The 22,706-nt window shown below is 65.2% G+C and carries 18 protein-coding genes, 1 tRNA gene and 1 pseudogene; 6 read left to right on the top strand and 14 right to left on the bottom strand.

From position 1 onward, the window contains the following. The first annotated feature begins 25 nt into the window (after nucleotides 1-25). Entirely contained in the window at nucleotides 26-502 is a 477-nt protein-coding gene (locus QOL68_RS17460) for an RNA polymerase sigma factor (RefSeq protein WP_349252336.1), read from the top strand. On the opposite strand, the pseudogene QOL68_RS17455 reads toward QOL68_RS17460, so the two are convergent. The 5 genes and pseudogenes from QOL68_RS17455 to QOL68_RS17435 form a co-directional block, all read right to left on the bottom strand. Next, nucleotides 481-1,038: pseudogene (locus QOL68_RS17455) on the bottom strand (ParB/RepB/Spo0J family partition protein); the annotation flags it as partial. The gene QOL68_RS17460 and the pseudogene QOL68_RS17455 overlap by 22 nt on opposite strands. A gap of 120 nt (nucleotides 1,039-1,158) precedes the next feature. Then, nucleotides 1,159-1,524 (bottom strand): DUF6915 family protein, encoded by a 366-nt coding sequence (locus QOL68_RS17450; protein ID WP_282950255.1) that lies wholly within the window; start codon nucleotides 1,522-1,524, stop codon nucleotides 1,159-1,161. An 11-nt stretch (nucleotides 1,525-1,535) separates the two neighbouring features. Then, nucleotides 1,536-2,021 carry a DUF6878 family protein gene (locus QOL68_RS17445; RefSeq protein WP_282950254.1) on the bottom strand — a complete coding sequence of 162 codons (486 nt, stop codon included), beginning with the start codon at nucleotides 2,019-2,021 and terminating at the stop codon, nucleotides 1,536-1,538. A 120-nt stretch (nucleotides 2,022-2,141) separates the two neighbouring features. Beyond that, nucleotides 2,142-3,335, bottom strand: a complete 1,194-nt coding sequence (locus QOL68_RS17440) for a DUF932 domain-containing protein (protein ID WP_282950272.1) — start codon at nucleotides 3,333-3,335, stop codon at nucleotides 2,142-2,144. A gap of 290 nt (nucleotides 3,336-3,625) precedes the next feature. After that, a tRNA-Gly gene (locus tag QOL68_RS17435) sits at nucleotides 3,626-3,700 on the bottom strand. 160 nt (nucleotides 3,701-3,860) lie between these two features. Here QOL68_RS17435 and QOL68_RS17430 point away from each other — a divergent pair. Further along, entirely contained in the window at nucleotides 3,861-4,772 is a 912-nt protein-coding gene (locus tag QOL68_RS17430) for a tetratricopeptide repeat protein (protein WP_282950253.1), read from the top strand. After that, nucleotides 4,772-5,425 (top strand): LON peptidase substrate-binding domain-containing protein, encoded by a 654-nt coding sequence (locus QOL68_RS17425; protein WP_204993440.1) that lies wholly within the window; start codon nucleotides 4,772-4,774, stop codon nucleotides 5,423-5,425. Before QOL68_RS17430 ends, QOL68_RS17425 begins: the two co-directional genes overlap by 1 nt. 105 nt (nucleotides 5,426-5,530) lie before the next feature. Here QOL68_RS17425 and QOL68_RS17420 read toward each other — a convergent pair whose 3' ends face one another. The 4 genes from QOL68_RS17420 to QOL68_RS17405 all read right to left on the bottom strand — a co-directional run bounded on the left by QOL68_RS17420 (nucleotide 5,531) and on the right by QOL68_RS17405 (nucleotide 10,216). After that, nucleotides 5,531-6,238 (bottom strand): sigma factor, encoded by a 708-nt coding sequence (locus QOL68_RS17420; RefSeq protein WP_282950252.1) that lies wholly within the window; start codon nucleotides 6,236-6,238, stop codon nucleotides 5,531-5,533. Between the two features lie 93 nt (nucleotides 6,239-6,331). Beyond that, nucleotides 6,332-7,561 (bottom strand): FAD-dependent monooxygenase, encoded by a 1,230-nt coding sequence (locus QOL68_RS17415; RefSeq protein WP_282950251.1) that lies wholly within the window; start codon nucleotides 7,559-7,561, stop codon nucleotides 6,332-6,334. A gap of 67 nt (nucleotides 7,562-7,628) precedes the next feature. Further along, a complete protein-coding gene (locus QOL68_RS17410; protein WP_058456042.1) occupies nucleotides 7,629-9,722 on the bottom strand; it encodes a RelA/SpoT family protein in 2,094 nt (697 codons plus the stop codon). Between the two features lie 164 nt (nucleotides 9,723-9,886). Further along, nucleotides 9,887-10,216: a CC_3452 family protein gene (locus QOL68_RS17405; RefSeq protein ID WP_282950250.1), complete on the bottom strand. Its 330-nt coding sequence runs from the start codon at nucleotides 10,214-10,216 to the stop codon at nucleotides 9,887-9,889. A 127-nt stretch (nucleotides 10,217-10,343) separates the two neighbouring features. On the opposite strand from QOL68_RS17405, the gene QOL68_RS17400 reads away from it, so the two are divergent. The 3 genes from QOL68_RS17400 (at nucleotide 10,344) to QOL68_RS17390 (ending at nucleotide 12,878) form a co-directional block, all read left to right on the top strand. After that, nucleotides 10,344-10,853, top strand: coding sequence for a winged helix-turn-helix transcriptional regulator (locus QOL68_RS17400; protein WP_282950249.1), 510 nt, complete (start codon nucleotides 10,344-10,346; stop codon nucleotides 10,851-10,853). Nucleotides 10,854-10,944: 91 nt separating this feature from the next. Continuing rightward, complete coding sequence (locus QOL68_RS17395) at nucleotides 10,945-12,075, top strand: sensor histidine kinase (protein WP_058455973.1); 1,131 nt, start codon at nucleotides 10,945-10,947, stop codon at nucleotides 12,073-12,075. Further along, on the top strand, nucleotides 12,072-12,878 hold the full coding sequence (locus tag QOL68_RS17390) for a LytR/AlgR family response regulator transcription factor (RefSeq protein WP_282950248.1): 807 nt from the start codon (nucleotides 12,072-12,074) through the stop codon (nucleotides 12,876-12,878). Before QOL68_RS17395 ends, QOL68_RS17390 begins: the two co-directional genes overlap by 4 nt. A gap of 73 nt (nucleotides 12,879-12,951) precedes the next feature. On the opposite strand, the gene ribA is transcribed toward QOL68_RS17390, so the two are convergent. The 5 genes from ribA to QOL68_RS17365 form a co-directional block, all read right to left on the bottom strand. After that, nucleotides 12,952-14,010, bottom strand: coding sequence for a GTP cyclohydrolase II (ribA, locus tag QOL68_RS17385; protein ID WP_502957421.1), 1,059 nt, complete (start codon nucleotides 14,008-14,010; stop codon nucleotides 12,952-12,954). Between the two features lie 5 nt (nucleotides 14,011-14,015). Then, nucleotides 14,016-14,807, bottom strand: a complete 792-nt coding sequence (locus tag QOL68_RS17380) for an exodeoxyribonuclease III (protein WP_282950246.1) — start codon at nucleotides 14,805-14,807, stop codon at nucleotides 14,016-14,018. A gap of 302 nt (nucleotides 14,808-15,109) precedes the next feature. Further along, nucleotides 15,110-15,751: a LolA family protein gene (locus QOL68_RS17375; RefSeq protein ID WP_282950245.1), complete on the bottom strand. Its 642-nt coding sequence runs from the start codon at nucleotides 15,749-15,751 to the stop codon at nucleotides 15,110-15,112. A gap of 110 nt (nucleotides 15,752-15,861) precedes the next feature. Next, the gene (locus QOL68_RS17370; RefSeq protein WP_282950244.1) at nucleotides 15,862-18,174 is read right to left on the bottom strand and encodes an FtsK/SpoIIIE family DNA translocase; all 2,313 of its coding nucleotides are present in this window, start codon (nucleotides 18,172-18,174) and stop codon (nucleotides 15,862-15,864) included. A 197-nt stretch (nucleotides 18,175-18,371) separates the two neighbouring features. After that, complete coding sequence (locus QOL68_RS17365; protein WP_282950243.1) at nucleotides 18,372-22,703, bottom strand: hypothetical protein; 4,332 nt, start codon at nucleotides 22,701-22,703, stop codon at nucleotides 18,372-18,374. Nucleotides 22,704-22,706: the final 3 nt, after the last annotated feature.

The following is a 22,706-nucleotide window of genomic DNA, read 5'->3' as shown; positions in this document are numbered from 1 at the left end:
CGTTTTCCGGTCCGACCGGTAGGCGATGGACATGGATTTCGAGGACGAACAGAAGCGCGCGCAGGCCTTGAGCGGCAGCGACCCGGTGCCGCCGTCCGACTGGACGGGCTTTGGTTCAACGGCGAGCATGGAAGCGATCTATACTGCGCATCAGCCTGCGCTGGCACGCTTTCTGCGCCGCCGCGCGCCGAAGCAGGATCTCGGCGATCTCGTCCAGGAATGCTTCCGCCGCCTTGCCATGGCGAAGGGCGGGAAGCTGGCTCTGATCGAAAAGCCCGGAGCCTATCTCGTCAGCACCGCCCGCAACCTGCTCACCGATCGCGCGCGCGCCGACACCGCGCGCCTGACGTCGCTGCATCACAGTTTCGAGGATGAGGATATCGCCGGCCCCGACCCCCATGCAGCGCTCGAGGCGCGCGACACGATGCGGCGCGTCGGCGAGGCGATCGAGAAATTAAAGCCCCAAACTGGTTCTATATTCACCGAGAAGGCCATCAACTGATCGAGGGTCATGCCGTCTTCGGCATAGATGTCGTGCAGCTTCGGCGACACGTCGGCGAGCTTGAGCCGCTGCTTCACGACTGCCGGTGTGACCATGAAGGTCGCCGCGACGGTTTCGATGTCGCTGCCCTGTTCCACGAGCTTCTGCATGGCGCGAAATTGGTCGAGCGGGTGCAAAGGCTCGCGATGGACATTCTCGGCCAGCGAATCTTCTTCGGCCGACACGGCGTCATCGTCGCGCACGATACAGGGCACCGGTTCCGTCTTGGCCATGCGGCGCTGCTTCACGAGTTGCTGCAGCGCCCGGAAGCGGCGCCCGCCGGCAGGGACTTCGTAGCGCCCCGTCTCGTTGCCCTCATCGTCGCGCTGCGCCCGAACTGTCAGGCTCTGGAGCAGGCCGCGCCGTTCGATGTCACTCGCAAGGCCGTCGATCGACACGCCGGCCTTGACGCGCCGCACATTGGCCTGGCTCAGCATGAGGGCACTGAACGGGATGTCCCGCGCGCCACTGAGCGTGATCTTCGCATGTTTCGTCATGATTCGTCTCCATGACGGGCCGCCGCGAGACTCTCTCCCGGCTTTCAACCCGCCATGGCTCCGGCGCAGCCCTCTTCCTCGGGGGAAGCGGACCGCGCTCGGCTGACAAAAGCGGAAGAATCAGGCTACAGCCGCAAACGGATCTACCGCCGCGTGAATAGGCTGCGCCTTCCCCATCCAGGGTTCTGGCCGGATGCACCGGACCCAGTCGGCGAACGAAGGAATGAAGCCGAGATCTTCGCGGACATGTTGCTCGCCGATCAGCCGGACGGGGACGATACGCCCACTGGAAATATGGATTGCCGGTCCGAAGAACCGCTCGAGCATGAAGATGCCCTCCGCATGATGGCGGAGTGCTCGATGGCGGAAGTCAGCAGTGATGAGTTTGGATGGCTCATCGAACCACTGGTGCAGCGAAAGATAGTCTTCCGCTTCCCCACCCCATTTTTTCACGCTCGATAGGGCGTGATGATAGCAATGTCCCATGACGACCTCCGTCAGAATTCGTGGCTGAAGTTTTCGCTCGTTTCGTAGCGCTCATTATAATCGAGCGTGACCGTCCCCGCCGACACGTCAAAGAGGAACTGGCCAAAAGCGCCTTCATTGTTTTCCCAGCCACTGTGGGTGGACGCGAGGTATGCGTATGCGATCGCTTCGATCGCTTCGGTGAGCGAAGTGCGAACCGCCAACTGGGCCTCCTCACCGAATTGAATCTTCTGAAGCTCAACAAGTTCGTCCGGAAGCGCGCATTCCTGATCGTCAGCGAGAAATGCGGTCACCTCCTCAATTTGCCCACTGTCTCCGTATCCGTCGAAGCGGACGATGATCTTCGCGATGTCACAAGCCTTGAGTGCAGAGAAAAGCGCCGCCTTATTGACGGGTTGGAGTTCTGCTGCTCGCACTTCAAACGATTGGTAGCGCTCTAGAAATTCAAGGGCCTCGGGACGCGGCGTAAGGGCTGTCGAGGGTTTTTCATTGGTCATGACTCGTCTCCATGACGGGCCGCCGCGAGACTCTCTCCCGGCTTTCAACCCGCCATGGTTCCGGCGCAGCCCTCTTCCTCAAGGGAAGCGGACCACGCCGGACGAAGAGTCGACGCCGGATCAGCGCACCGACGCGAGCAGTTTTGCTCCCTTTCCTTCAAGCTCCAGCCGCGCGTCCTGATGCGGGCGGTCACGGGCCACAGCGTTGATGCCCTGCACGAAATCGAAAATCGACGATGGGGGATGCCCTTCTTCCTGAAGGACGGTGGCGATGATCTTTTCGGTCTCGCCTTTCGAGAAACCCCGCTTGCGCAGGAAATTCTGTCGCTCGTCGGCATCGCGTGCAACGATGGCAGCCCGAGACGCTTTGATTCCGTCCAGGAATGAACCTGGCGATGACGACGCGAAGCGCTCAAGAGCTGGCGCAGCCTCCTGCGCGAATCGTCCCGCGGCGAACTTGCTGTGGCGGATGCTGATTTCCTCAAAGCCTTCCGCGCCCCAGATATTCCGGTTCAAGCAAACAGCCCGAAGGTAGAAGGTCGCCATGCCGAGCGTTTTCGACCCAACTTCGCTGTTCCAGCAGTAGAAGCCGCGAAAGAAGAGATCGGGATCCCCGTTGGGCAGTCGCCCCGCCTCGATCGGGTTCATATCGTCGACGAGAAAGAGAAACACGTCGCGGTCGCTCGCATAGAGCGTCGTCGTGTCCTTTGTGACCTCGACCAATGGATTGTGCCGCATCGTCGACCAGTCAAGCATGCCCGGCACTTTCCAGCGCGTGTCGCCCGTTCCATTGCCCGCGATCTTCATAACCGCCGACACCAGCTCATGGTCCCAGATGCGCCCATAATCCGGGCCGGTGACGGCACGCAGTTCGGTGCGGCCGTCGCCCGTCTCGAGGGTTTTCACCAACTCGCCGCGATGCGCGAGCAACCCGTGCTGCATGTTGATCCCCGCCAGGGCCGCAGGCAGCTGGCGCAAATAGCTCGATGGTGCGCCCACAAGGCTGCAGAGCTGGCCGAAGGACCAATGGGTCGGCGCCACAGGCGCGTCGTGGTCAGGAAGCACGAGAGCGAGGCGCTCCGGATTGTCGGTGGCAGCCTCTACGCGGATCGCGCGCGTCTCGACTGTCCGGGCCGTTGCGGCCTCGGCACGCGCGCGGACGACGTCAAAAAGCTCGTTCAAGGAAAGGTAGCGCTCGTCCTCGGGGCGCGAGAACCATTCGGATGAAACGCGGCCAATGCGCTGACCGCGCGAAATATCGACCTTGTAGCCCGGCGCGTGATCGGCGGGCGCCGCTTGGATAGGGTGGGTCATGGCAAATCTCCGCGACGAGCGCCCGGAGCCTCTCTCCAAGCCCTTGCCCGTCACGGGTTTCCCCGTTCCCCTCTCACTCTATGGGCCAGCTGGCGTAGCGCGCCGGGCCCTCGGGCTGGCGCGGCGCATGCCGCGCGCGAGACAAGCTGGCCACCCTAAAGCTGCCGCGCCTATCCGTATCTGCGATATTTTTTGGAGACATTGTGGAGACAAAGCGGCGTATCATTGCCCGTGTCACCACAAAATGCGCTGACCGCGCGACACTAAGTGACTGATTTTCTGTGGAAAACTGGAGCGGGCGAAGGGATTCGAACCCTCGACCCCAACCTTGGCAAGGTTGTGCTCTACCCCTGAGCTACGCCCGCTCTGGCGGCTGGAAACGGGTGGCTCCCAGCGGGTGAGGCGGGCGATTAGCATCGGCTTTCGGAGTCGGCAAGCCCTGTTTGCGATTTTCTGCGAAGGGTTGGCATATCGCGCGCAAATCCCACATAAGCGGACAAGCGCACAAAAAGGAGCACCGCCGCCGTGGCCACTCTCGGTCTGAACCCGCAGGAAAAAGAAGCCGTCGAAGCCTTCCGCCGCGACGTCGTCGAGCCGTCGATGTCGAAACTGGTGATCCTCGACTTCTGGGCCGAATGGTGCGGGCCGTGCAAGCAGCTTGCGCCGGTGCTCGAAAAGGTGGCGGCCGATTATGCCGACAGGGGCGTCGTGCTGGCGAAAGTCGATGTCGACGCGAACGGCTTCATCGCCAGCCAGTTCCAGGTCCAGTCGATCCCGACCGTTTATGCGATCTTCCAGGGCCAACCGGTCGCCAACCTGACCAATGCGCGCAGCGAAAGCCAGCTGAAGGCGATTCTCGACCAGTTGCTCGCGCAGCTTCCAGTCGAAAGCGCCGCAAAGGATCTGGCGGTCGAGATCGCGCCGCTGATCGAAATGGGCGAGGCGGTGCTTGTCGAAGGCGATGGCGCGCGCGCGGTCGGCATCTTTTCGCAGATCGCCGAGATGGCGCCCGACAATGCGGCCGCCCACGGCGGGCTGATTCGGGCGCTGCTGCTGACGGGCGATACCGAGGGCGCGGGGCTCGCGCTCGACGCAGTACCCGCCGAGATTGCGAGCGATCCCGCGATTGTGCAGGCCAAAAGCGCGCTGGCGCTCGCCGCCGATGCGCCCGACGCGAGCGAGCTGGCAGGCTTCGAGGCCGCGGTCGCCGCGAATCCCGACGACCATCAGGCGCGTTTCGACCTCGCCGCCGCCGAGATCGGCGCCGGACGGCGCGACGCCGCCGCCGACAATCTGCTCCATATCATAGCCGCCGATCGCGAGTGGAACGACGGCGCGGCACGTACGAAGCTGTTGTCGCTTTTCGAAGCCGTCGGCCTCGAGGATCCGTGGGTCGCGGCGCAGCGGCGCCGCCTGTCGCTGATCCTGTTCGGCTGATGGGCGCGACCGCTCCCCTGCATACCATCCAGCGGATCGCGATCTTTCCGCTGCCCGGCGCGGTGCTGTTCCCGGGGCTGCATTTGCCGCTTCATATCTTCGAACCGCGCTACAAGGCGATGGTGCAGGAGGTGCTGGCGCGCGACCGGCAGATCGGGATGATCCAGCCGCGCCAGATCCCCGGCGAGGAAAATGTCGAGCCGCCCGCGCTCTACGACGTCGGCTGCGTCGGGCGGATCGTCGATGTCGAGGCACTCGACGAAGGCCGCTTCAACCTCGTCCTCGAAGGTGTCGCGCGCTTCCGCGTCCGCCGCGAGCTCGACGTCACGACGCCGTTCCGGCAGGTCGAGGCCGAGATCGAGGTCGAAGCCGAAGAGGACGCCGTCCTCGCCAGCATCGAGCGCGCAAGCCTTGAGCGTGAGGCGAAGCGCTTTGCGGCGCGGCAGGGCTATGTCGTCGACTGGGATTCGGTCGGCCAGCTTGACGACGCGACGTTGGTCAACGGCATCGCGCAGGTCGCGCCCTTCGACGCGGCCGCGAAGCAAGCGCTGCTCGAGGCGAGCCCGATCGACGCGCGCGCCGAACTGGTCGTCCAGATGATGAAATTCTTCGGCCGCTTCGACGGCGAGGACGGACGCGCGACGTTGCAGTGATCCAGGCGGTACCGGCCCCCTCCCCCACCGGCCTCCCATAGGCCACTATCGTCTGGGAGGCCGGGTGGGGAGCGGGCCGGCATCGCCTTCCACGTCAGCGGAGAATCAGTGCGGTTTGGCGCCGGCAAGCCGTGCCATCTCCGCGAAGGCGCGGCGTACCGTATGGCGGTCGGCCTCGCCAAGCCTTTCGACCAACGCCTCGGTGTGGGTAAGCTGGCGCCGGACGAGGACGCCTTCGTCGCGCACCTTTGCCGCAACCCGCGCCGGCGCCGCCGCGCCGCGCGGCGTTCGCAGCAGCGCCGATTGCCGGCGCGACGTCCATTCGGCGACGAGCCGGTCGGCGACGAGCGCCGCCATTCGGTCCGACGCGGCCTGCTCGGTCGCTTCCTCGGCCGCCGGATCGACGAGCCATTCGTCGACGCCCTCGTCGGCGAGCGCTTCGTAGGACAAGGTGGCGGCGACCTGCCGACGCCCCGCGCAACGCTGGTCGCCGTGCAGGCGGAGGCGAAGCGCCTGCAGTTCGGCGCGAATCTGCCAGTTCACATAGGTGGTGAAGCGCGCCCGCGCGGGGTCATAATGGTCCGCCGCGCGGTGCAGCGCGATCGCGCAAGCCTGGTGCGCGTCCTCAGCGACGTCCGACAAGCCGTAAGTGCGCGTGAAATAGCGGATGCGCGGCGCCGCCAGCCTGGCGAGCTGCGCAAAGGCGCGGTCGACACGGGCGCGGGCGCGGGCACCCGGCGCGGCTTCGAGCGCGGCGCGCGCCTGGATCAACGCGGTGACCGCCTGTTCGAGAGCATCGCTTTTCGCTGACATGATCGTTCCCCCATCGAGGCCGTCCGGCGGCCGTGCGACAGGGATAGGCGGCGATGGTTAGCGGGCGCATGGCGCGCGCCTAGGTGATAATACCTATATTTCGGCGCCCGCGAGCAGGCGCGGGAGGTCGCCAGCTTCACCGCGCGCCTCGTCCATGAAGAAGCGCTTGAGCATCGGCATTCGCTGAACTGCGCCAAGCCCCGCGCGGCGGACCGCCGACGCGGTGCGGCCGGGGATCCCGAACAGGCGGGTGAGCCCGTCGGTCGCGAGGCTGACCATCAGACTGTCGAGCCCGCGCCAGCGCTGGTAGCGCGCGAGCAGCGCCGCATCGCCGAGATCGAGCCCCAGCCGCGCACCCTCGACAAGCACTTCAGCAAGTGCGGCGACGTCGCGCAGGCCAAGGTTGAGCCCCTGCCCCGCGATCGGGTGGATCCCGTGCGCCGCGTCACCGACGAGCACGATGCGGTCGCCAACGATCTTTGCGCTGTGATGGAAACCGAGCGGATAGGTCATGCGCGGCGCGACGAGGGCCATCGACCCGAGCAGGTCGCCAGCGCGCTTTTCGAGTTCAGCGGTAAAGCCGCGATCGCCGAGCTTCGCGAAGCCCGGCCCGTCCTTCTCGGACACCGTCCACACGAACGCCGAGCGGTGGCGCCCCTGGTCGTCGTCGACGAGCGGCAGCAGCGCGAAGGGCCCGGAGGGGAAGAAGATTTCGTGCGCGACATTGCCGTGCGATTTGCTGTGCGCCACGGCGCCGATCATCGCGTGGTGATGATAGGACCAGTTCGCGATACCAAAGCCCGCGGCATCGCGCGTCGGCGACCGACGCCCCTCGGCGACGATCAGCAGCGGCGCGGCGAGCCTGGTGCCGTCGCCGAGCGTCAATGTGACGCCATGAGTGCCCATGTCGCGTTGGACGACTGTTGACGGCATGAACAGCCGCACGAGCGGCGCTTCGCCAAGCGCCGCCGCGAGCGCGAGGCGAAGCTGGCGATTCTCGACCATCGTGCCGAGCGCGCGGTCCTCGGGCGACGTCACGAAGTCGAGTTCGCCAGCCTGTCCGCCATCGCTGACCTTGATCGCATGGATCGCACAGCCATGCCCGGCGAGCCGGTCGGTGATCCCCAGCACCTCGAACATCTGCCAGGTCGCGCTGGCGATCGCCGAGGCGCGGCCGTCGAAACCCGGTGCGATCGTCGCGACCGGGTCGGCCGGATCGACGATCTGCGACGACAGGCCATGATGCGCCAGCGCCAGTGCCAGCGCCTGACCCACAAGGCCGCCGCCGGAGATCAAGACATCGCTGCGCAGAATTTCGGTCATGGATTGGCCCTAGCATCTTTCCCGCCGAAGGAAAGATTTCCCACCATCACGCCGGACCGGTTTTCGCCTAAAGCCGCTCGGCCTGCACGATGCTGTCCGACGCGCGCAGCGCCGACAGGATGCGCATCACATGGTGGACGTCGCGCACCTCGACGACGACGTCATAGGTATGGAAGCCGCCCTCGCGGTTCGACAGACGCAAATTGGTGATGTTCGCCGAATTGGCGGCAAGGATACCCGACATTTCGGCAAGGGTGCCGGGTTCGTTGAGGATCACGACGCACAGCCGCGCGTTGCCGCCTTCGCTATCCTCCTGCCACCTGAGGTCGATCCAGTCGGCGTCGACACCGTCGGCAAGCCTGGGGCAGTCGATGACATGCACCTCGATCCCCTCCCCGGGGCGCGACAGGCCGACGATGCGATCGCCCGGCACCGGATGGCAGCAATCGGCAAGCTGGTACGCGACCCCGGGGGTCAGCCCCGCGATCGACACCGCCGCGCCCTGCGCCAGCTTGCCGGGCTTGGTCTTCATCTCGGCGGTGATGCCGGGGACGAGCGCCTCCAGCACCGCATTGTCCGACACCCGCTGCTTGGCGATCGCGACATAGAGCGCGCTGTCGTCCTCGAGCTTGAGCCGCGTCAGCGCCGCCGCGCGCGCCTTGTCGCCGACCTTGTTGGGCAGCCGCGCGACGATCTCGTCGTACATCTTGCGGCCGAGCGCCGCGAGTTCGACCTTTTCCTTCGAGCGGACATGGCGGCGGATCGCGGCGCGCGCCTTGCCGGTCACCGCGAAGCCGAGCCAGGCCGGCTGCGGCGTCTGCTTGTCGGAGGAAAGAATCTCGACCGTGTCGCCGTTGGCGAGCTGCGTCCGGAGCGGCACGAGCCGGCCGTTGACCTTCGCCCCCACGGTGCGGTCGCCCAGCTTGGTATGCACGGCATAGGCAAAGTCGACCGGGGTCGCGCCCTTCGGCAACTGGTGCAAACTCCCCTTCGGCGTGAAGGCGAAGATGCGGTCCTGATACATCGCGATGCGGGTATTTTCGAGGAATTCTTCGGGATCGTGGGTCTGTTCGAGGATCTCGAGCAGATCGCGAATCCACCCCGCCTGCCCATCGGGCGCCGCGCCGCCCTGCTTGTACGCCCAATGCGCGGCGAGCCCGAATTCGGACTGCTGGTGCATGCCCAGGCTGCGAATCTGGATCTCGATCCGCATATTCTGCTGATGCATGATCGTCGTGTGCAACGACTTGTAGCCGTTGCGCTTCGGGGTCGAGATATAATCCTTGAAGCGGCCGGGAACCATTTTCCATTTGCGATGGATCAGTCCCAGCGCGGCGTAGCAATCGGCGTCGGACGGGGTGATCACGCGAAAGGCGATGATGTCGGTCACCTGCTCGAAGCTGACGTGCCGCTCCTGCATCTTGCGCCAGATCGAATAGGGATGTTTCTCGCGCCCCGAGACCTCGGCCTCGATCCCCGCCTCCGCCAGCAGATCCTTGATCTCGCGGCTGATCGCGGCGACCTTGTCCTTGCCGCCCGCGGTCAGCTTGGCGAGGCGGCCGGTGATCGTCGCATAAGCCTCGGGTTCCAGCTCGCGGAACGCCAGCAGCTGCATCTCGCGCATATATTCATACATGCCGATCCGCTCCGCGAGCGGCGCATAGATATCCATCGTCTCCTTGGCGATGCGGCGGCGCTTGTCGGGATTCTTGATGAAATGCAGCGTGCGCATGTTGTGCAGCCGGTCGGCGAGCTTGACGAGCAGCACGCGAATGTCGTCGGACATCGCGAGCAGGAACTTGCGCAGATTTTCGGCGGCGCGCTCATTCTCGGTCTGCGCCTCGATCTTCGAAAGCTTGGTCACGCCGTCGACGAGCCGCCCGACGTCGCTGCCGAACAGTCGCTCGATCTCGTCGGGGGTGGTCAGCGTGTCCTCAAGCGTGTCGTGGAGCAGCGCCGTAACGATCGTCTCGCTGTCGAGGTGCAGGTCGGTCAAAATCCCCGCGACTTCGACCGGATGGCTGAAATAGGGGTCGCCCGAGGCGCGCTTCTGGCTACCGTGCTTCTGCACGGTGAAGACATAGGCGCGGTTGAGCAACGCCTCGTCGACGTCGGGGTCATAAGCGCGCACGCGCTCGACAAGTTCATATTGCCTGAGCATCAAGCCCAATGTCGTTCATGCGGGCGCAATTGCAATGCGAAATTTGCTTGCGCGGAGCGCGAGGTCGCCGCAATTTTGCTAAGTCTCGTTAAAAGCTTCGTTCACCGGGGTGGGCCGGGCGGCGGCGGAGGGGAGAGCATTCACGCGCCGCCCGGCCGGTCGGCTTATTTCACGCTGTTGCAGCGTGCGAGATCGTCGGCCTCGAGCGCCTTGCCGTCCGCGACGAAGCTCTTCACTTCGCCGGCCTTCTTGGCGAGGCCCGTGCAGATGAGTAGCGGCCGGCTCGTGCCGCGGCCGGCACCACAATTCGCGCCGTCGCAAACCCAGACGACATCGCGCGCGACGAACTTGGCCGTCGGCGCCGGGCCGGCGAGCTCGGCGCGGTAATAGCTGCCGCCGGCGGCGTTCGCCGCGACGGGGGCAAGCGCGCCAAAGCCGGCGAGCATGGCGCCGGCGACCGCCAGCAGAGGCGCCGGCGAAGAAAGCTTGATCATGGGGAGTCCTTCCTGTTTTGCGCAACCCGAAGGGTTGCAAAATGCAATTGGGTTTGCGGGTTGCAAAATGCAACTGAGGGTCCATATTTTTTTGTGCGAGGGGCAAAATTACGTTAGGGCATGGGGCATGGGAAAATTACGCGAACCGCTGAACGACATTTACGGCAACAACTGCGCGCTGCCGCTCGCGCTGGAGGCGATGGGCGAGCGGTGGTCGTTCATGATCCTTCGCGCCGCGTTCAACGGGGTCCATCATTTCGAGGAGTTCCAGCAGGAGCTCGGGATTGCGCGCAACATCCTGTCGAACCGGCTGTCGAAGCTGGTCGATCATGGCATCATGGCACGCGAGGTGATGGCCGAGGATCGCCGCAAGGTGCAATATCAGCTGACGCAAAAGGGCGTCGAACTGCTGCCCGCGATGATCGCGCTGCGCCAGTGGGGCGAGAAATGGGGCGCGGGCGTACCGTCGACCCCCGTGCTCGTCGACACGCGCGACGAGCAGCCGATCGGACCGGTGATGATCACCGCGCACGACGGCCGCTCGCTGGCTTATGGCGAGCTGGTATGGAAACATCGCTCCGAATTACAGCCGCTCGGTCAGGCGCGCGTGCGAATGGCGGCGGTCGCGGCCGAATGATCGCTGCCGCCCCGCGCGCAAAGCCTTTGATCCAGCCCCGTTGACCATGGCGACCAAGCCCGCCTCCGCATCCGCGTCGGCATCCTCCTCGATGCCTTTGTTCGGCTTTTCGTCGCCGGGCCCCTTTTTCGGCAACAAGGTGCGCGCCTTCTGGAATCTCCAGATCCTCGGCTGGGCCGCCTGGCTCGGTCTGCGCGGGGTGTCGGGTCTCGCCAACGGCCAGCCCTTCACCTTCCTGATCCCACAGACGATTTCGGCGATCACCGGCTTCTCGCTGACGCTGATCTTGTCGGTCTGCTATCGTGCGCTGATCAATCGGCGGCCGATCCTGATGTGGGGGGTCAGCTTCGGGCTCGCGGGCCTCGCCGTCGCGCTCTGGGCGTTCATCGACGCGTGGGTCGCGCAGATCCAGAATCCGGCGAGCGAGGCGGGCTTCACCAGCCTGCTGCTTGGCGCGATCTATATCGATGCGACCTCGCTCGGCGCCTGGTCGGCGCTCTATTTCGCGATCAACTATTTCCTCCAGCTCGAGGAACAGAACGACCGGATGCTGCGGCTCGAGGCGCAGGCGGCGTCGGCGCAGCTCGCGATGTTGCGTTATCAGCTCAACCCGCATTTCCTGTTCAACACGCTGAACAGCATCTCGACGCTGGTGCTGCTCAAGCAGTCCGAGCCCGCGAACGCGATGCTCTCGCGCCTTTCGGCCTTCCTGCGTTACACGCTTGCCAACGAGCCGACCGCGCAAGTCACGCTGGCGCAGGAGATCGAGACTTTGAAGCTCTATCTCGATATCGAGAAGATGCGGTTCGAGGACCGGCTGCGCCCGCATTTCCGCATCGACCCCGCGGTCCAGCGCGCGCGCCTGCCCTCGCTGCTGCTCCAGCCGCTGATCGAGAATGCGATCAAATATGCCGTCACACCGCAGGAGGAGGGCGCCGACATCACGCTCTCGGCTCAGCTTGCCGGTCAAAACGTGCGGATCACCGTGTCGGACACGGGGGCGGGATTGTCAGAGGGAAGCGTTGATCCCACCACGGGCGCCGTTGCAACGGAATCGACCGGTGTGGGTTTAGCCAATATCCGGGACCGGATGGCGCAGGCTTATGGCGACCAGCAGCGGTTCGAGGTGCAGTCGGGCGCCGATGGCGGTTTCACGGTGATTATCGAGTTTCCGTTTCAGCCCGATGGACAAGTGACGACGATTGGAACCGAACGGACATGACGATCAGAACCATCCTGGTGGATGATGAAAAACTGGCGACCCAGGGCCTGCAATTGCGGCTCGAAGCGCATCCGGATGTCGAGGTAGTCGACACCGCGCAGAACGGCCGCGAGGCCATCAGAAAGATCAAGACGTACAAGCCCGACCTCGTCTTCCTCGACATCCAGATGCCGGGGTTCGACGGCTTTTCGGTGATCCAGGGCCTGATGGAGGTCGAGCCGCCGCTGGTTGTCTTCGTTACCGCCTATTCGGACCATGCCATCCGCGCGTTCGAGGCGCAGGCGGTCGATTATCTGGTCAAGCCGGTCGAGCCGGAACGGCTGGCCGACGCGCTCGACCGCGTCCGCCAGCGCCTCGCCGAAAAGCGCGGCGCGGCCGAGGTCGAGCGGCTGAAGACCGTGCTCGCCGAAGTCGCACCCGAAGCGGTCGAGGATTATGACGCCGAGGTTCAGGCCGACGCGCATGCCGCCGACCGCTATGAGAAGATGATCAACATCAAGGACCGCGGCCAGATTTTCCGCGTCGACGTCGACAGCATCGAACGCATCGACGCCGCGGGCGACTATATGTGCATCTACACCGCCGACAATTCGCTGATCCTGCGCGAGACGATGAAGGATCTGGAAAAGCGGCTCGATCCGCGCAACTTCCAGCGCGTGCATCGCTCGACGATCGTGAATCTCAGCCAGGTCAAGCAGGTCAAGCCGCACACCAATGGCGAATGCTTCCTCGTGCTGGGCTCGGGCGCACAGGTAAAGGTCAGCCGCAGCTATCGCGACGTGGTCGCGCGCTTCGTCCACTAAACAAACCGTCGCCCCCGCGAAGGGCGTTCAGAGGCACGTGACTCTAAACGCCCTTCGCGGGGGCGACGTGTTTCTAAAGCTGATGCCCGGTCCTATCCCGCTTCGTCGCGAGATACTGCTCGTTATACTTGTTCGTCGGCAGCGCGAGCGGGATGCGCTCGACAACGTCGACACCTTCCTTCTCCAGCCGCGCGACCTTCTCCGGATTGTTGGTCATCAGCCGGATACGCGGGATGCCCAGCAACTCCAGCATCCGTCCTGCAATCGCAAAATCGCGCGCCTCGACCGGGAAACCCAGCCTGAGGTTGGCGTCGACCGTGTCATACCCCTGGTCCTGCAGCGCATAGGCGCGCAGCTTGTTGACGAGCCCGATCCCGCGCCCTTCCTGCCGGAGGTAGAGCAGCACACCCCACGGCGCGTCGGCCATCGCGTGCAGCGCGGCATGAAGCTGCGGGCCGCAATCGCATTTGAGGCTGCCGAGCACGTCGCCGGTCAGGCATTCGCTGTGCAAGCGGACCACCGGCGGATTATGATCGCGCCTGCCGATGACGAGCGCGACATGGTCGGAGGCTTCCTCGGGGCTACGAAAGGCGACGATCTCGGCCGTTTCGCTCGCCTCGACCGGCAAGCGCGCACGCGCCGCAATCTCGAGCCGCGACGGGTCGAGCAGCGCGGCGACGTCATCGACTGAACATTCGGTCTCCGCCGCACCCTTCGCTTCGCGGACAAAAAAGGCGGGGAGGAGGCCAGCGTGACGCGCCATCGTCATCGCCGCGCTGGCCGCCGCCTCGCCGCCGGTCGCAATCGTTTGGAACGGCCCTTTGAGCGGGTGGGCGAGATCGAGCGCGGGGTCGGCGATCGCCAGCGCGGCGGCGACGGTGTCGGCCGCGCCCGCGAGCCGCACCGGCCCCGGCGTCGCGGCGGGACGCTGGTTGGTGAGCTTGAGCGTCACCGCGCGTTCGCCCGACAGCAGCAGATCCTCGCTTCCGAAGTCGCTCAGCGCCGCATCGCGCGCGCTCTCGACCGCGAGCAGATCGAGTGCGCCGTCGGCGCCGGTCACGCGGAATGTCCAGCCACGGCGTAGCGCGTCAATCGCGCGCGCGGCCCGCCGCGCGCGCGGCTGGTCGGCGATCTCGCTCAAAAGGCGAACTCCGTAACGATGGGGATGTGATCCGAGGGGCGCTCCCAGCTCCGTGCGGGCTGGACGGTGCGGTGCGCGACTGCCTTTGCCATCAGGTCGGGGGTGACCCACATATGGTCGAGCCGGCGGCCGCGATTCGAGGCTTCCCAGTCCTTCGCGCGGTAGCTCCACCAGGTGAAGAGCGGCGCCGGCGCCTCGATGAAGTGGCGGCCGAGATCAATCCAGTTCGACGCGGACTGCAACCGTGCAAGCGTTTCGACCTCGACCGGCGTGTGGCTGACGACGTCGAGCAATGCCTTGTGGTTCCACACATCGCTTTCGAGCGGCGCGACATTGAAGTCGCCGGTCAGGATCGTCGGCGTATCGACGAGCGTCGCCGACCAATCGGTCATGCGGCCGAAGAAATCGAGCTTTTGCCCGAACTTCGGATTGAGGTCGCGGTCGGGAACGTCCCCGCCGGCGGGGATATAGACATTGTCGAGCCGCACGCCCGACGGCAGCGTCACGCCGATATGGCGTGCCTCGCCATTCGCCTGCCAGTCATATTTACGCACTTCGGTCAGCGGCACGCGGCTGACCGTCGCGACGCCATGGTGCATCCGCTGGCCGTTGGTGACGATATGCGTGTAGCCGAGCTGTTCGAACATGGCCTTCGGGAAAAGGCCGCATTCGACCTTCGTCTCCTGCAGGCAGAGCACGTCGGGCGCTTCCTCGCGCAGGAATTTCTCGACGATGCCGATGCGGGCGCGGACGCTGTTGATGTTCCACGAAGCGATGCTGAAGGTCATTCGGCTGGCTCTATCGGCGCAGCGCGTCGTTAGCAACGGAGCGCGAGCGGCAAAAACGAAACGCGCAAACATAAACCCCCGTTCCAGGGGCGGTGGAACGGGGGTTCAAGGTCAGCGTTCGTCACGCTCTTGAATGAAGATGCCTGGCATTCCGGCTGGGGCAACAGGGGGAAACCCAAATCCGGAGGCCGTGGCGGCGTCTTCGAGAGTTGTTTAGCCCGGTTTCCCTGTCGCCAAGCTGAACAGCGTGCCATCGCCTGTCGTTCGTCGGCTCTGAAGCGCCGTTCGTCGAAGCATCCCGATCACACCTTCTTGCGCGGACGCGGATCGGTCCATTTGAAGGCGGAATCGGCGACCGCGACGTTGAACTTCTGGTTGCTGAGGTCGATGCGCGTGCGGTTGTTCTGCGAATCGAGCGCGACCCAGCCGCGCAAACGCAGGCCGGCCGGCGCAGACCCGTCGCGGATGAACACCATCGTGATCGTGCCATATTCGGGGCGCTTCGGATCCTTGACCTCGACGCTCAGCACCTCGTCGCTGCCGGTCGGAATGACCTTCGCATATTTCGACAGGTCGCGTTCGGGATCGAGCAGCGCACCGAGCGGCGAATTCTTCACCGGCCAGCTTTGCACCTGCTTCACCTGATAGTCGATCATTGTCAGCCGGCTGCCGTCGCCGACGATCAGCAGCGACACATCCTTCTGATACTGGAAGCGGATCTTGCCGGGGCGCTTGAGGGTCAGCTTGCCCGACAGGCGCTGGCCGTTGCGGTCGGTCTGGACGAAATCGGCGGTCATCGAGCTCGTCGCCTTGAGGTGCGATTGCACCGACGACAAGGTGCTGGCCGACTGCGCGATCGCCGGCGCGCCGATCGCGAAACCCGCGGCAAGCGCCGGAACGAGGGTGAAGGCCGCAAGGCGTTTGAGCTTGGTCTGGAAGATCATCGGGCTCTCTATTCTGCAAAGTGTCGGCCGGACATGGCGCGCGGGCATTGAACCCGCCCTGAACCCCGGCTTTAGATGCTGTTCACGTCACAAGCGCGGCGTTGGTTCCCTTACCGCTGCTGGCCGTACTGGTCGGTCAGCACATCGCGGCGGCCGACATGGTTCGGCGCGCTGACAATGCCTTCCTCTTCCATCCGCTCGATCAGGCGCGCGGCGCTGTTGTAGCCGATCCGCAATTGTCGTTGCAGCCAGCTGGTCGAGGCCTTCTGGCTTTCGGCGACGATCTGGCAGGCCTTCGCATACATGCGGTCCTCGGCGCTGTCGCCGCCCGCCGGCGCGCCCTCCATCGCGAAGCCGCCGTCCTCGGGATCTTCGGTGACGCTCTCGATATAGTCGGGACGGCCTTGCCCCTTCCAGTGATCGGCGACCGCGCGCACCTCGTCGTCGGAGACGAAGGGGCCGTGGATGCGGGTGATCTGCTTGCCGCCCGGGACATATAGCATATCCCCCTTGCCGAGCAGCTGTTCGGCGCCGGCCTCGCCCAGGATCGTGCGGCTGTCGATCTTCGAGGTGACGTTGAAGCTGATGCGCGTCGGAAGGTTGGCCTTGATGACGCCCGTGATGACGTCGACCGACGGACGCTGCGTCGCGAGGATCAGGTGGATGCCGGCCGCGCGCGCCTTTTGCGCAAGGCGCTGGATCAGGAACTCGACCTCCTTGCCCGCGGTCATCATCAGGTCGGCCAGCTCGTCGACCACCACCACGATCTGCGGCAGCGGCGCATAGTCGAGCGTCTCTTCCTCATAGACCGGCTGGCCGGTGTCGGGATCGTAGCCGGTCTGGACGCGGCGTCCCAAGGACTTGCCCTTGGCGAGCGCGCCGCGCACCTTGTCGTTGTAGCTCGCGAGGTTGCGCACCGACAGCGACGACATCATCCGGTAGCGATCCTCCATCTGCTCGACCGCCCATTTGAGGGCGCGGATCGCCTTCTTGGGCTCGGTCACGACGGGCGCGAGCAAGTGCGGGATGTCGTCATAGACGCTGAGTTCCAGCATCTTGGGATCGATCATGATCATCTTCACCTGGTCGGGACCGAGGCGATAGAGCAGCGACAGGATCATCGCGTTGAGGCCGACCGACTTGCCCGAGCCGGTGGTACCCGCGATCAGCAGGTGCGGCATCGGGGCAAGGTCGGCGATCATCGCGTCGCCGCTGATATTCTTGCCGAGGATGATCGGCAGCGCGCCGGTCTGGTCCTGGAACAGCGCGCTGCCGATGATCTCGTGCAGCACCACCGCCTCGCGGTGCGCGTTGGGCAGCTCGATACCGATCACGGTGCGGCCGGGGATCGGCGCAATGCGCGCCGACAGCGCCGACATGTTGCGCGCGATGTCGTCGGCGAGGTTCGACACGCGGCTCGCCTTGGTGCCCGGCGCGGGTTCGAGTTCGTACATGGTGACGACGGGGCCGGGACGCACCGCCGTAATCACGCCCTTGACCTGGAAATCCTCGAGCACCGATTCGAGCAGGCGCGCATTGCGTTCGAGCGCCGCCTTGTCGATCGCGCCCCCCTGCCGCTCGGGCGCGGGGGCGAGCAGGTCGATCGAGGGGAGCTGATAGTTGGTGAACAGCTCGGTCTGCGGCTTCGCCTTGGGCTTCGACGGCGCGGCGCGCTGCACCGGTTCGGCGATCTCGGGCGGGGCACGGTCGATCGGCTCGGCGCGCGGGCGCGGGCGGATCACGCGCTCCATCAGGTTGGGCGCCCTCGCACCGCCGTCGTCGGCGCGCGCGGGCTCTACAATCCGCCCCCCTTCGGCCGCCGGAAGCTTCAGCCGCGACGCCCATCCCTTTTCGAGCCGCAGCGCGCGGAAGGCGAGCCAGAGGCCGAGCCCGACGAGCAGCAGGATCGTCCCGAAGCGGGCGAGCGCGGCGACGGGATCGCCCGCCAGCTCGAACAAGGGCGTCACCGCCCCGCCGACGACAAGCGCGATGATACCGCCCCAACCCGCGGGCATCGGCGCGCCGTTCGCGGGCGCCCATAGTTCGGCGCCGAGCCCGACGAGCAATATACCCGCAAAGCTATAGGCGAGCTGGCGCGGCCAAAAGGGCTGCGGCTCGCCCGCCCATAGCCGCCACGCCATGATCCCGAGCAAGGGGAGCAGCAGCACGATCGGCGCCCCGCCGATCGACAGGCCAAGGTCGGCGAACCACGCCCCCGCGCCGCCCATCCAGTTCGCGGCATTGCCGTTCGCGGCGGTATTGAGCGCTGCATCGGTGCTGTCATAGGTCAGGAAAGCGAGGGTCAGGAAGATCGTAAAGGCGGCCAGCCCCACCGCCGCCGCTATGACGAGGCTGCGCGCGATGCTCTGGCGAAAAATGGTGCGCCAATCGGCCTTTCCGGCGACGGGCTTGCGGCTGGCCATGCTGTTTTCGGTCCCCATGGGTGAGTGCAGGGCGATATGCGCATGGGGCGGACTCGCCGTCAAGCGAGCAGGGGGCCCCGGTAAAGGTCAGGCCGGACGCGATCCGGCTTCCGCCTCTGCTGGCGGCGTTTTGGACGCCGACTGTCGCAGGGAGCCGGTACGCTTACGCAACGGGCGCCGTGCCGGGCCTGCGACGCTCAGTTCGCGTAGAGCAAGGGCGGCCGCCACGCCGCCTGATCGACCTCGTCGCGGACCTTGTACACCTGGCTCTTGCTGTTGAGGAACAGCTTTTCCATCTCGCTCCGCGTGAACGGTCGCGAACCGACGCGGCCGAACACGGCGATCTGCCCGCCGCTCTCGTCGACCCCGCGGTCGCGGTCGAGACCCTTCGACAGCGCGATCGCCGGCGACGGGGTTTTCGCCCACGCGATCAGCTCGGGCGTCGGCTTCGGCGAGAAGCCGTAAAGGCCGGGATTGTCGGGGCTGGTCAGCTGCAGCACCTTGATGCCGTTCCGGCCGTCGGCGACATAGGCAAAGAGCGAGGCGTTGGTCGACGCGACGATCACATCCTCGGCATCATCGAGCTTGCCGTCGAAGGTCAGCGCGGGCCAGACGACCGGCGCCGCGGGCCGCGTCACGTCGACGATCACCAGGCCGTCGGCCTTCGCCGCGACATACATATACGTCCGCGCGAGATAGATTTTCCGCGCATTGGCAAGCCGCACATTGCCTTCGGGCACCGGCACCGGCTGCGCCATGTTGGTGATGTCGAACAGGCTGACACCCCCGGCATCGGTGACCCAGAGGTAGCGGAACTGCACCGCGCTGGCGCGCGCGTCGGCCAGCGGCAACTGCGCCGTGACCTTGGGTTCGAGCGGCGCCGACAGGTCGACGACGACGAGCCCGGCGTCGGTGGTGATATAGGCGTAATTGCCAGCCAGCGTGACATGCCTCGCGCCCTTGAGGACATTGTCCGGATTCCACGTCAGCGCGCGCGTCAGCTTGTTGTCGCGGAATTCGCCGTTCGCCATCGTGTCGATATCGACGAGGACCAGCCCCTCGACGCTGTCGGTGATCACCGCGTAGCGATAGAGCGGGTGGAAGGACTGTTCGTGATTCTCGGGGAAATCCTTCACGATATGGTCGTTGCGCGAGATGCTGATCGGCTGGTTGGTGCCGATCGCCATGCAGGTCGCGTTGGTCGTCTTGACATGCGTGTCGTGACCCAGCGGCGAGAAGGGCGCGCGGACGATGCGTTCGGAGAAGCCCTTGTTGCCGATCGAGGCGACGTCATAGACGCGGAAGCCGCCCTTGCCCTCGGCGACGAACATATATTCGCCGCGCTGTTGCAGGCAGTTCACGCGGCCGCTCGTGCCCTGGTTGATGTTCGCAAATTCCTCGAGCGCATATTTCTCGCCCGAAATCTTCTTGTCGAACACCTTGCCGCGCACCCAGTTCTTGAGCTCGCGGCCATTCTTGTTGACGTGCATGTCCCAATAATCGGGATAGGCATATTTCTGCAGATAGCTGCCGATCACCGCCTGCGGCTCGTCCCATTCGGTGACGCGCGTCGCCTGGAAACTGTCTTCCTGCCCCGACCAGACGTTGAGCCCGACGAAGTTCACGAAGTTGGTGCCCATCAGCAAGAGCTGCGACATGATCGCATTATTGTCGTCGGCTTCGGACAGGTGGCAGTCGGTGCATTGCTTGGTTTCCTGGCGCCGTACCGTGTGCGGGAAGTGCGGCGCGAACGCCTGGCTCGAGAAGCCCGCGGCCGAAATCGGCGGCTGCTGCACATAGATGCGCTCGCGATTGAGGTTCGTCGACGACAGGATCAGTGCCGAGGTAGATCGTACCGGCGTGATGATCCCGCGCACCTCGCCGTTCGGGCCGGGTTCGCCGGGCTTGGTCAGCATGTGGCGGCCGAGCTGGAACATCTCGTCGCGCGCCACCTGCGGGTTGTAGGTCGCAAAGTTGCGTGTCTCCTCCCCCTCGAAATGGTGCATCTTGGTCTTCCAGTTCGCCTCGATCGGCAAATGGCAGCCGCCGCAACTCGTCGTCCATGAGAGGTGGCAGGTGAAGCAGGTCATCTTGTCGTCGCCGTGCGCGCGATCCTCCTTCGCGACGCCGGGGCCCCATTCGAACTTGCCGTCGTCGGCACCCGAGCGCGACATCAGTTTCGCGCGCGCCGCCTTCGCATTGAAATGCGGTCCCGGGGTCACCGCCTGCTTGACGAGGCTGACCTGCCATTCGAGCTTTGGATCGACGATCGAGCGCTGGATCAGGCCCGTGACCTCGCCATCGTCATTATACTGGAATTCGAAGCGGCGGCGCCCGTCGCTGTTGCGCAGCAGCGCCAGATTTGTGCCCTGCGGCCGCGCCGCGACGTTCGACGTGAGCAGGTTCGGCAACGCATCGGCGGTGCCGTGGCAATCCTTGCACCCGATCTCGACCGCGTTCGCGACCTCGCCCTGGATATAGCCGTTGCCGTGCGCATCTTGCGCGAAGTGGCAGTCGGCGCACTGCATCCCCTTTTCGGCGTGGATGTCCATCATGTGCACCGCCTTGCCGGGGTTGAGGCCCGGCGGCACGAACTTGCCCTCGCGGCCGTCGGGGGCCGCGGTCGACAGGCAGAGTTCGCGCTCCTTCGCCTCGGTATATTGGCTGCAGCTCTTGCGCCATTTCTCGGGATCGGCGGGGTCGACAATATGCGCCTTGTCGGTGCCATAGGTCGACATATTGCCCTCGGCATCGAGCAGATTGCCGTTGCGGTCGCGCTTGAAGATGCCGCGGAAGTTCCAGCCGTGGCCGTGATAGTCGGCGAACTGGGTGTTCTGGTTGGTGTCGTTGACGTCATAGACGTCGCGCAGGAACTCGACGTCGGACCATAGCCCGCGCGTCGCCGCCCCTTCGGGATTGCGTTCGAGCGTCTTATGGACCTCGGCCGCGGTCGGATAATGCTGCTGCTTGTATTTCTTCTGATAGTCCTCGTCGCTCATCCCCGGCGGGCGCGGCGCGGTGTTGTTCGGCCCCGGCCACATCTGCGGCGCGTCTGACTCATAATCCCACATCGTGTAGCCGAGGTAGGAGTTCAGGAAGATGTTCGGCTGGTGCATGTGGCAGGTCATGCACTGCGCGGTCGGGATCGCGCGCGTGAAGGCGTGGCCGATCGGGTGGCCTGATTCGAGGCGTTCCTTCTTTGCCTGGGCCTGCGGTCCGGCCTTTGCGGCGGCGGGGTCGACGAGCGCCCCATGCTGGTCGGGGTCGGGCGCGTGCTGCGCGCCGGCGCCATGGTCCGACGCGCCGCCGCCATGGGTGTCGCCGTGCCCGCCGCCATGCCCGTGATCGTCGGGCTTCCATTTGCGGTCCCGGATCGTCGGGTCAACCGTCGCGGTCTCGCCGTCGCGGCCATATTGGGCATAGATCAGGCTGTGCCGCGGCTCGCGGTCGTTGGCATAGATGACGTGACAGCCCGCGCAGCCCGAATGGCGATAGTCGCCCGGCTGGTCGTTGGTGCCCATGAACCACATGAAGGGATCGTTGAGGCGCGTCTTGTGAATGTTGAGCACCGGGATCGCGACGCGCAGCCCGGTACCGGGACCGCGGTTCGACTGTTTGAGGTCGGGACGGCCCGGCTCTTCGAGGCGCTGGATGCTGCCGCTCGGGTTCGGCAGGCCGATTTCGGCGAACTGGGTGTTGATGTTGCGCCCGCCGCGCTCGAACACGCGGAAGACGTCGCCGGGCGGAATCACGCTCCAGCGCGGGAGCGGATACATTTTCGCCAGCGCGCCGCGTTTCTTCTCGGCATCGGTCAATATCTTGTCGAAACCGAAGCTCGGCTTGCACGCCTCGGCATATTCCTCCTTCGTCAGCCGCGACGAGGGCGAAAGGATGCACGCGGGTTTGCCGTCGCGCGTATAGGCCTCGCCGAAGATGTAATTCTTGTAGGGGACGATGCCGTTGTTGTACGCGGCGCCGCCCCACAGCATCGCGCCGGTCGACATCAGCGAACGCTCGGTCGCCTCGATCACCTCGAGGTGGCACGCTCCGCACGCCTCCCGCGCGACGCGATAGTCGCTGGGGTTGACGAAACGGATATATTCGGGCGCTTCCTTGTTGAGCAAAGTATAGCTGCGCTTCGGGTTCGCGGGACTGTCGCCCCACGCGCCGGGCAAGGTCGGTTGCGGGTGCGCGGCCCTTTTCGCCGCGAGATTATAGGCGCTTTCATAGCCGAGTTCGGGCTTGCCGAAGGCTGCGGGCGAGGTCGAATCGCCGCCGTGGCAATCGGTACAGCCGAGCCGCACGGCGGGCGTCTTGTGCATCGTCGGCTGGTCGGTGCGGACGTGGCAGCTATAGCAACCCGCCGATTTACCGGCCATTTCGGCCTCGCTCTGCTCCTTCGGTGCCGGGGGCGTGAAGCGATAGACGACCTTGACCGGCTTTTCCTCCTCGGACGCGCGCACCGCCTGGCCGCCGAACGCCAGCGCCATCATCAGGAAAGCGAAGAGAGCGAAGAGCTTGCGCGCCATCGG

Origin of the sequence: Sphingopyxis sp. Geo25 (assembly GCF_949769135.1) — a bacterium.
GTDB lineage: Bacteria > Pseudomonadota > Alphaproteobacteria > Sphingomonadales > Sphingomonadaceae > Sphingopyxis.
This window is presented reverse-complemented; position numbering and strand designations above follow the sequence as displayed.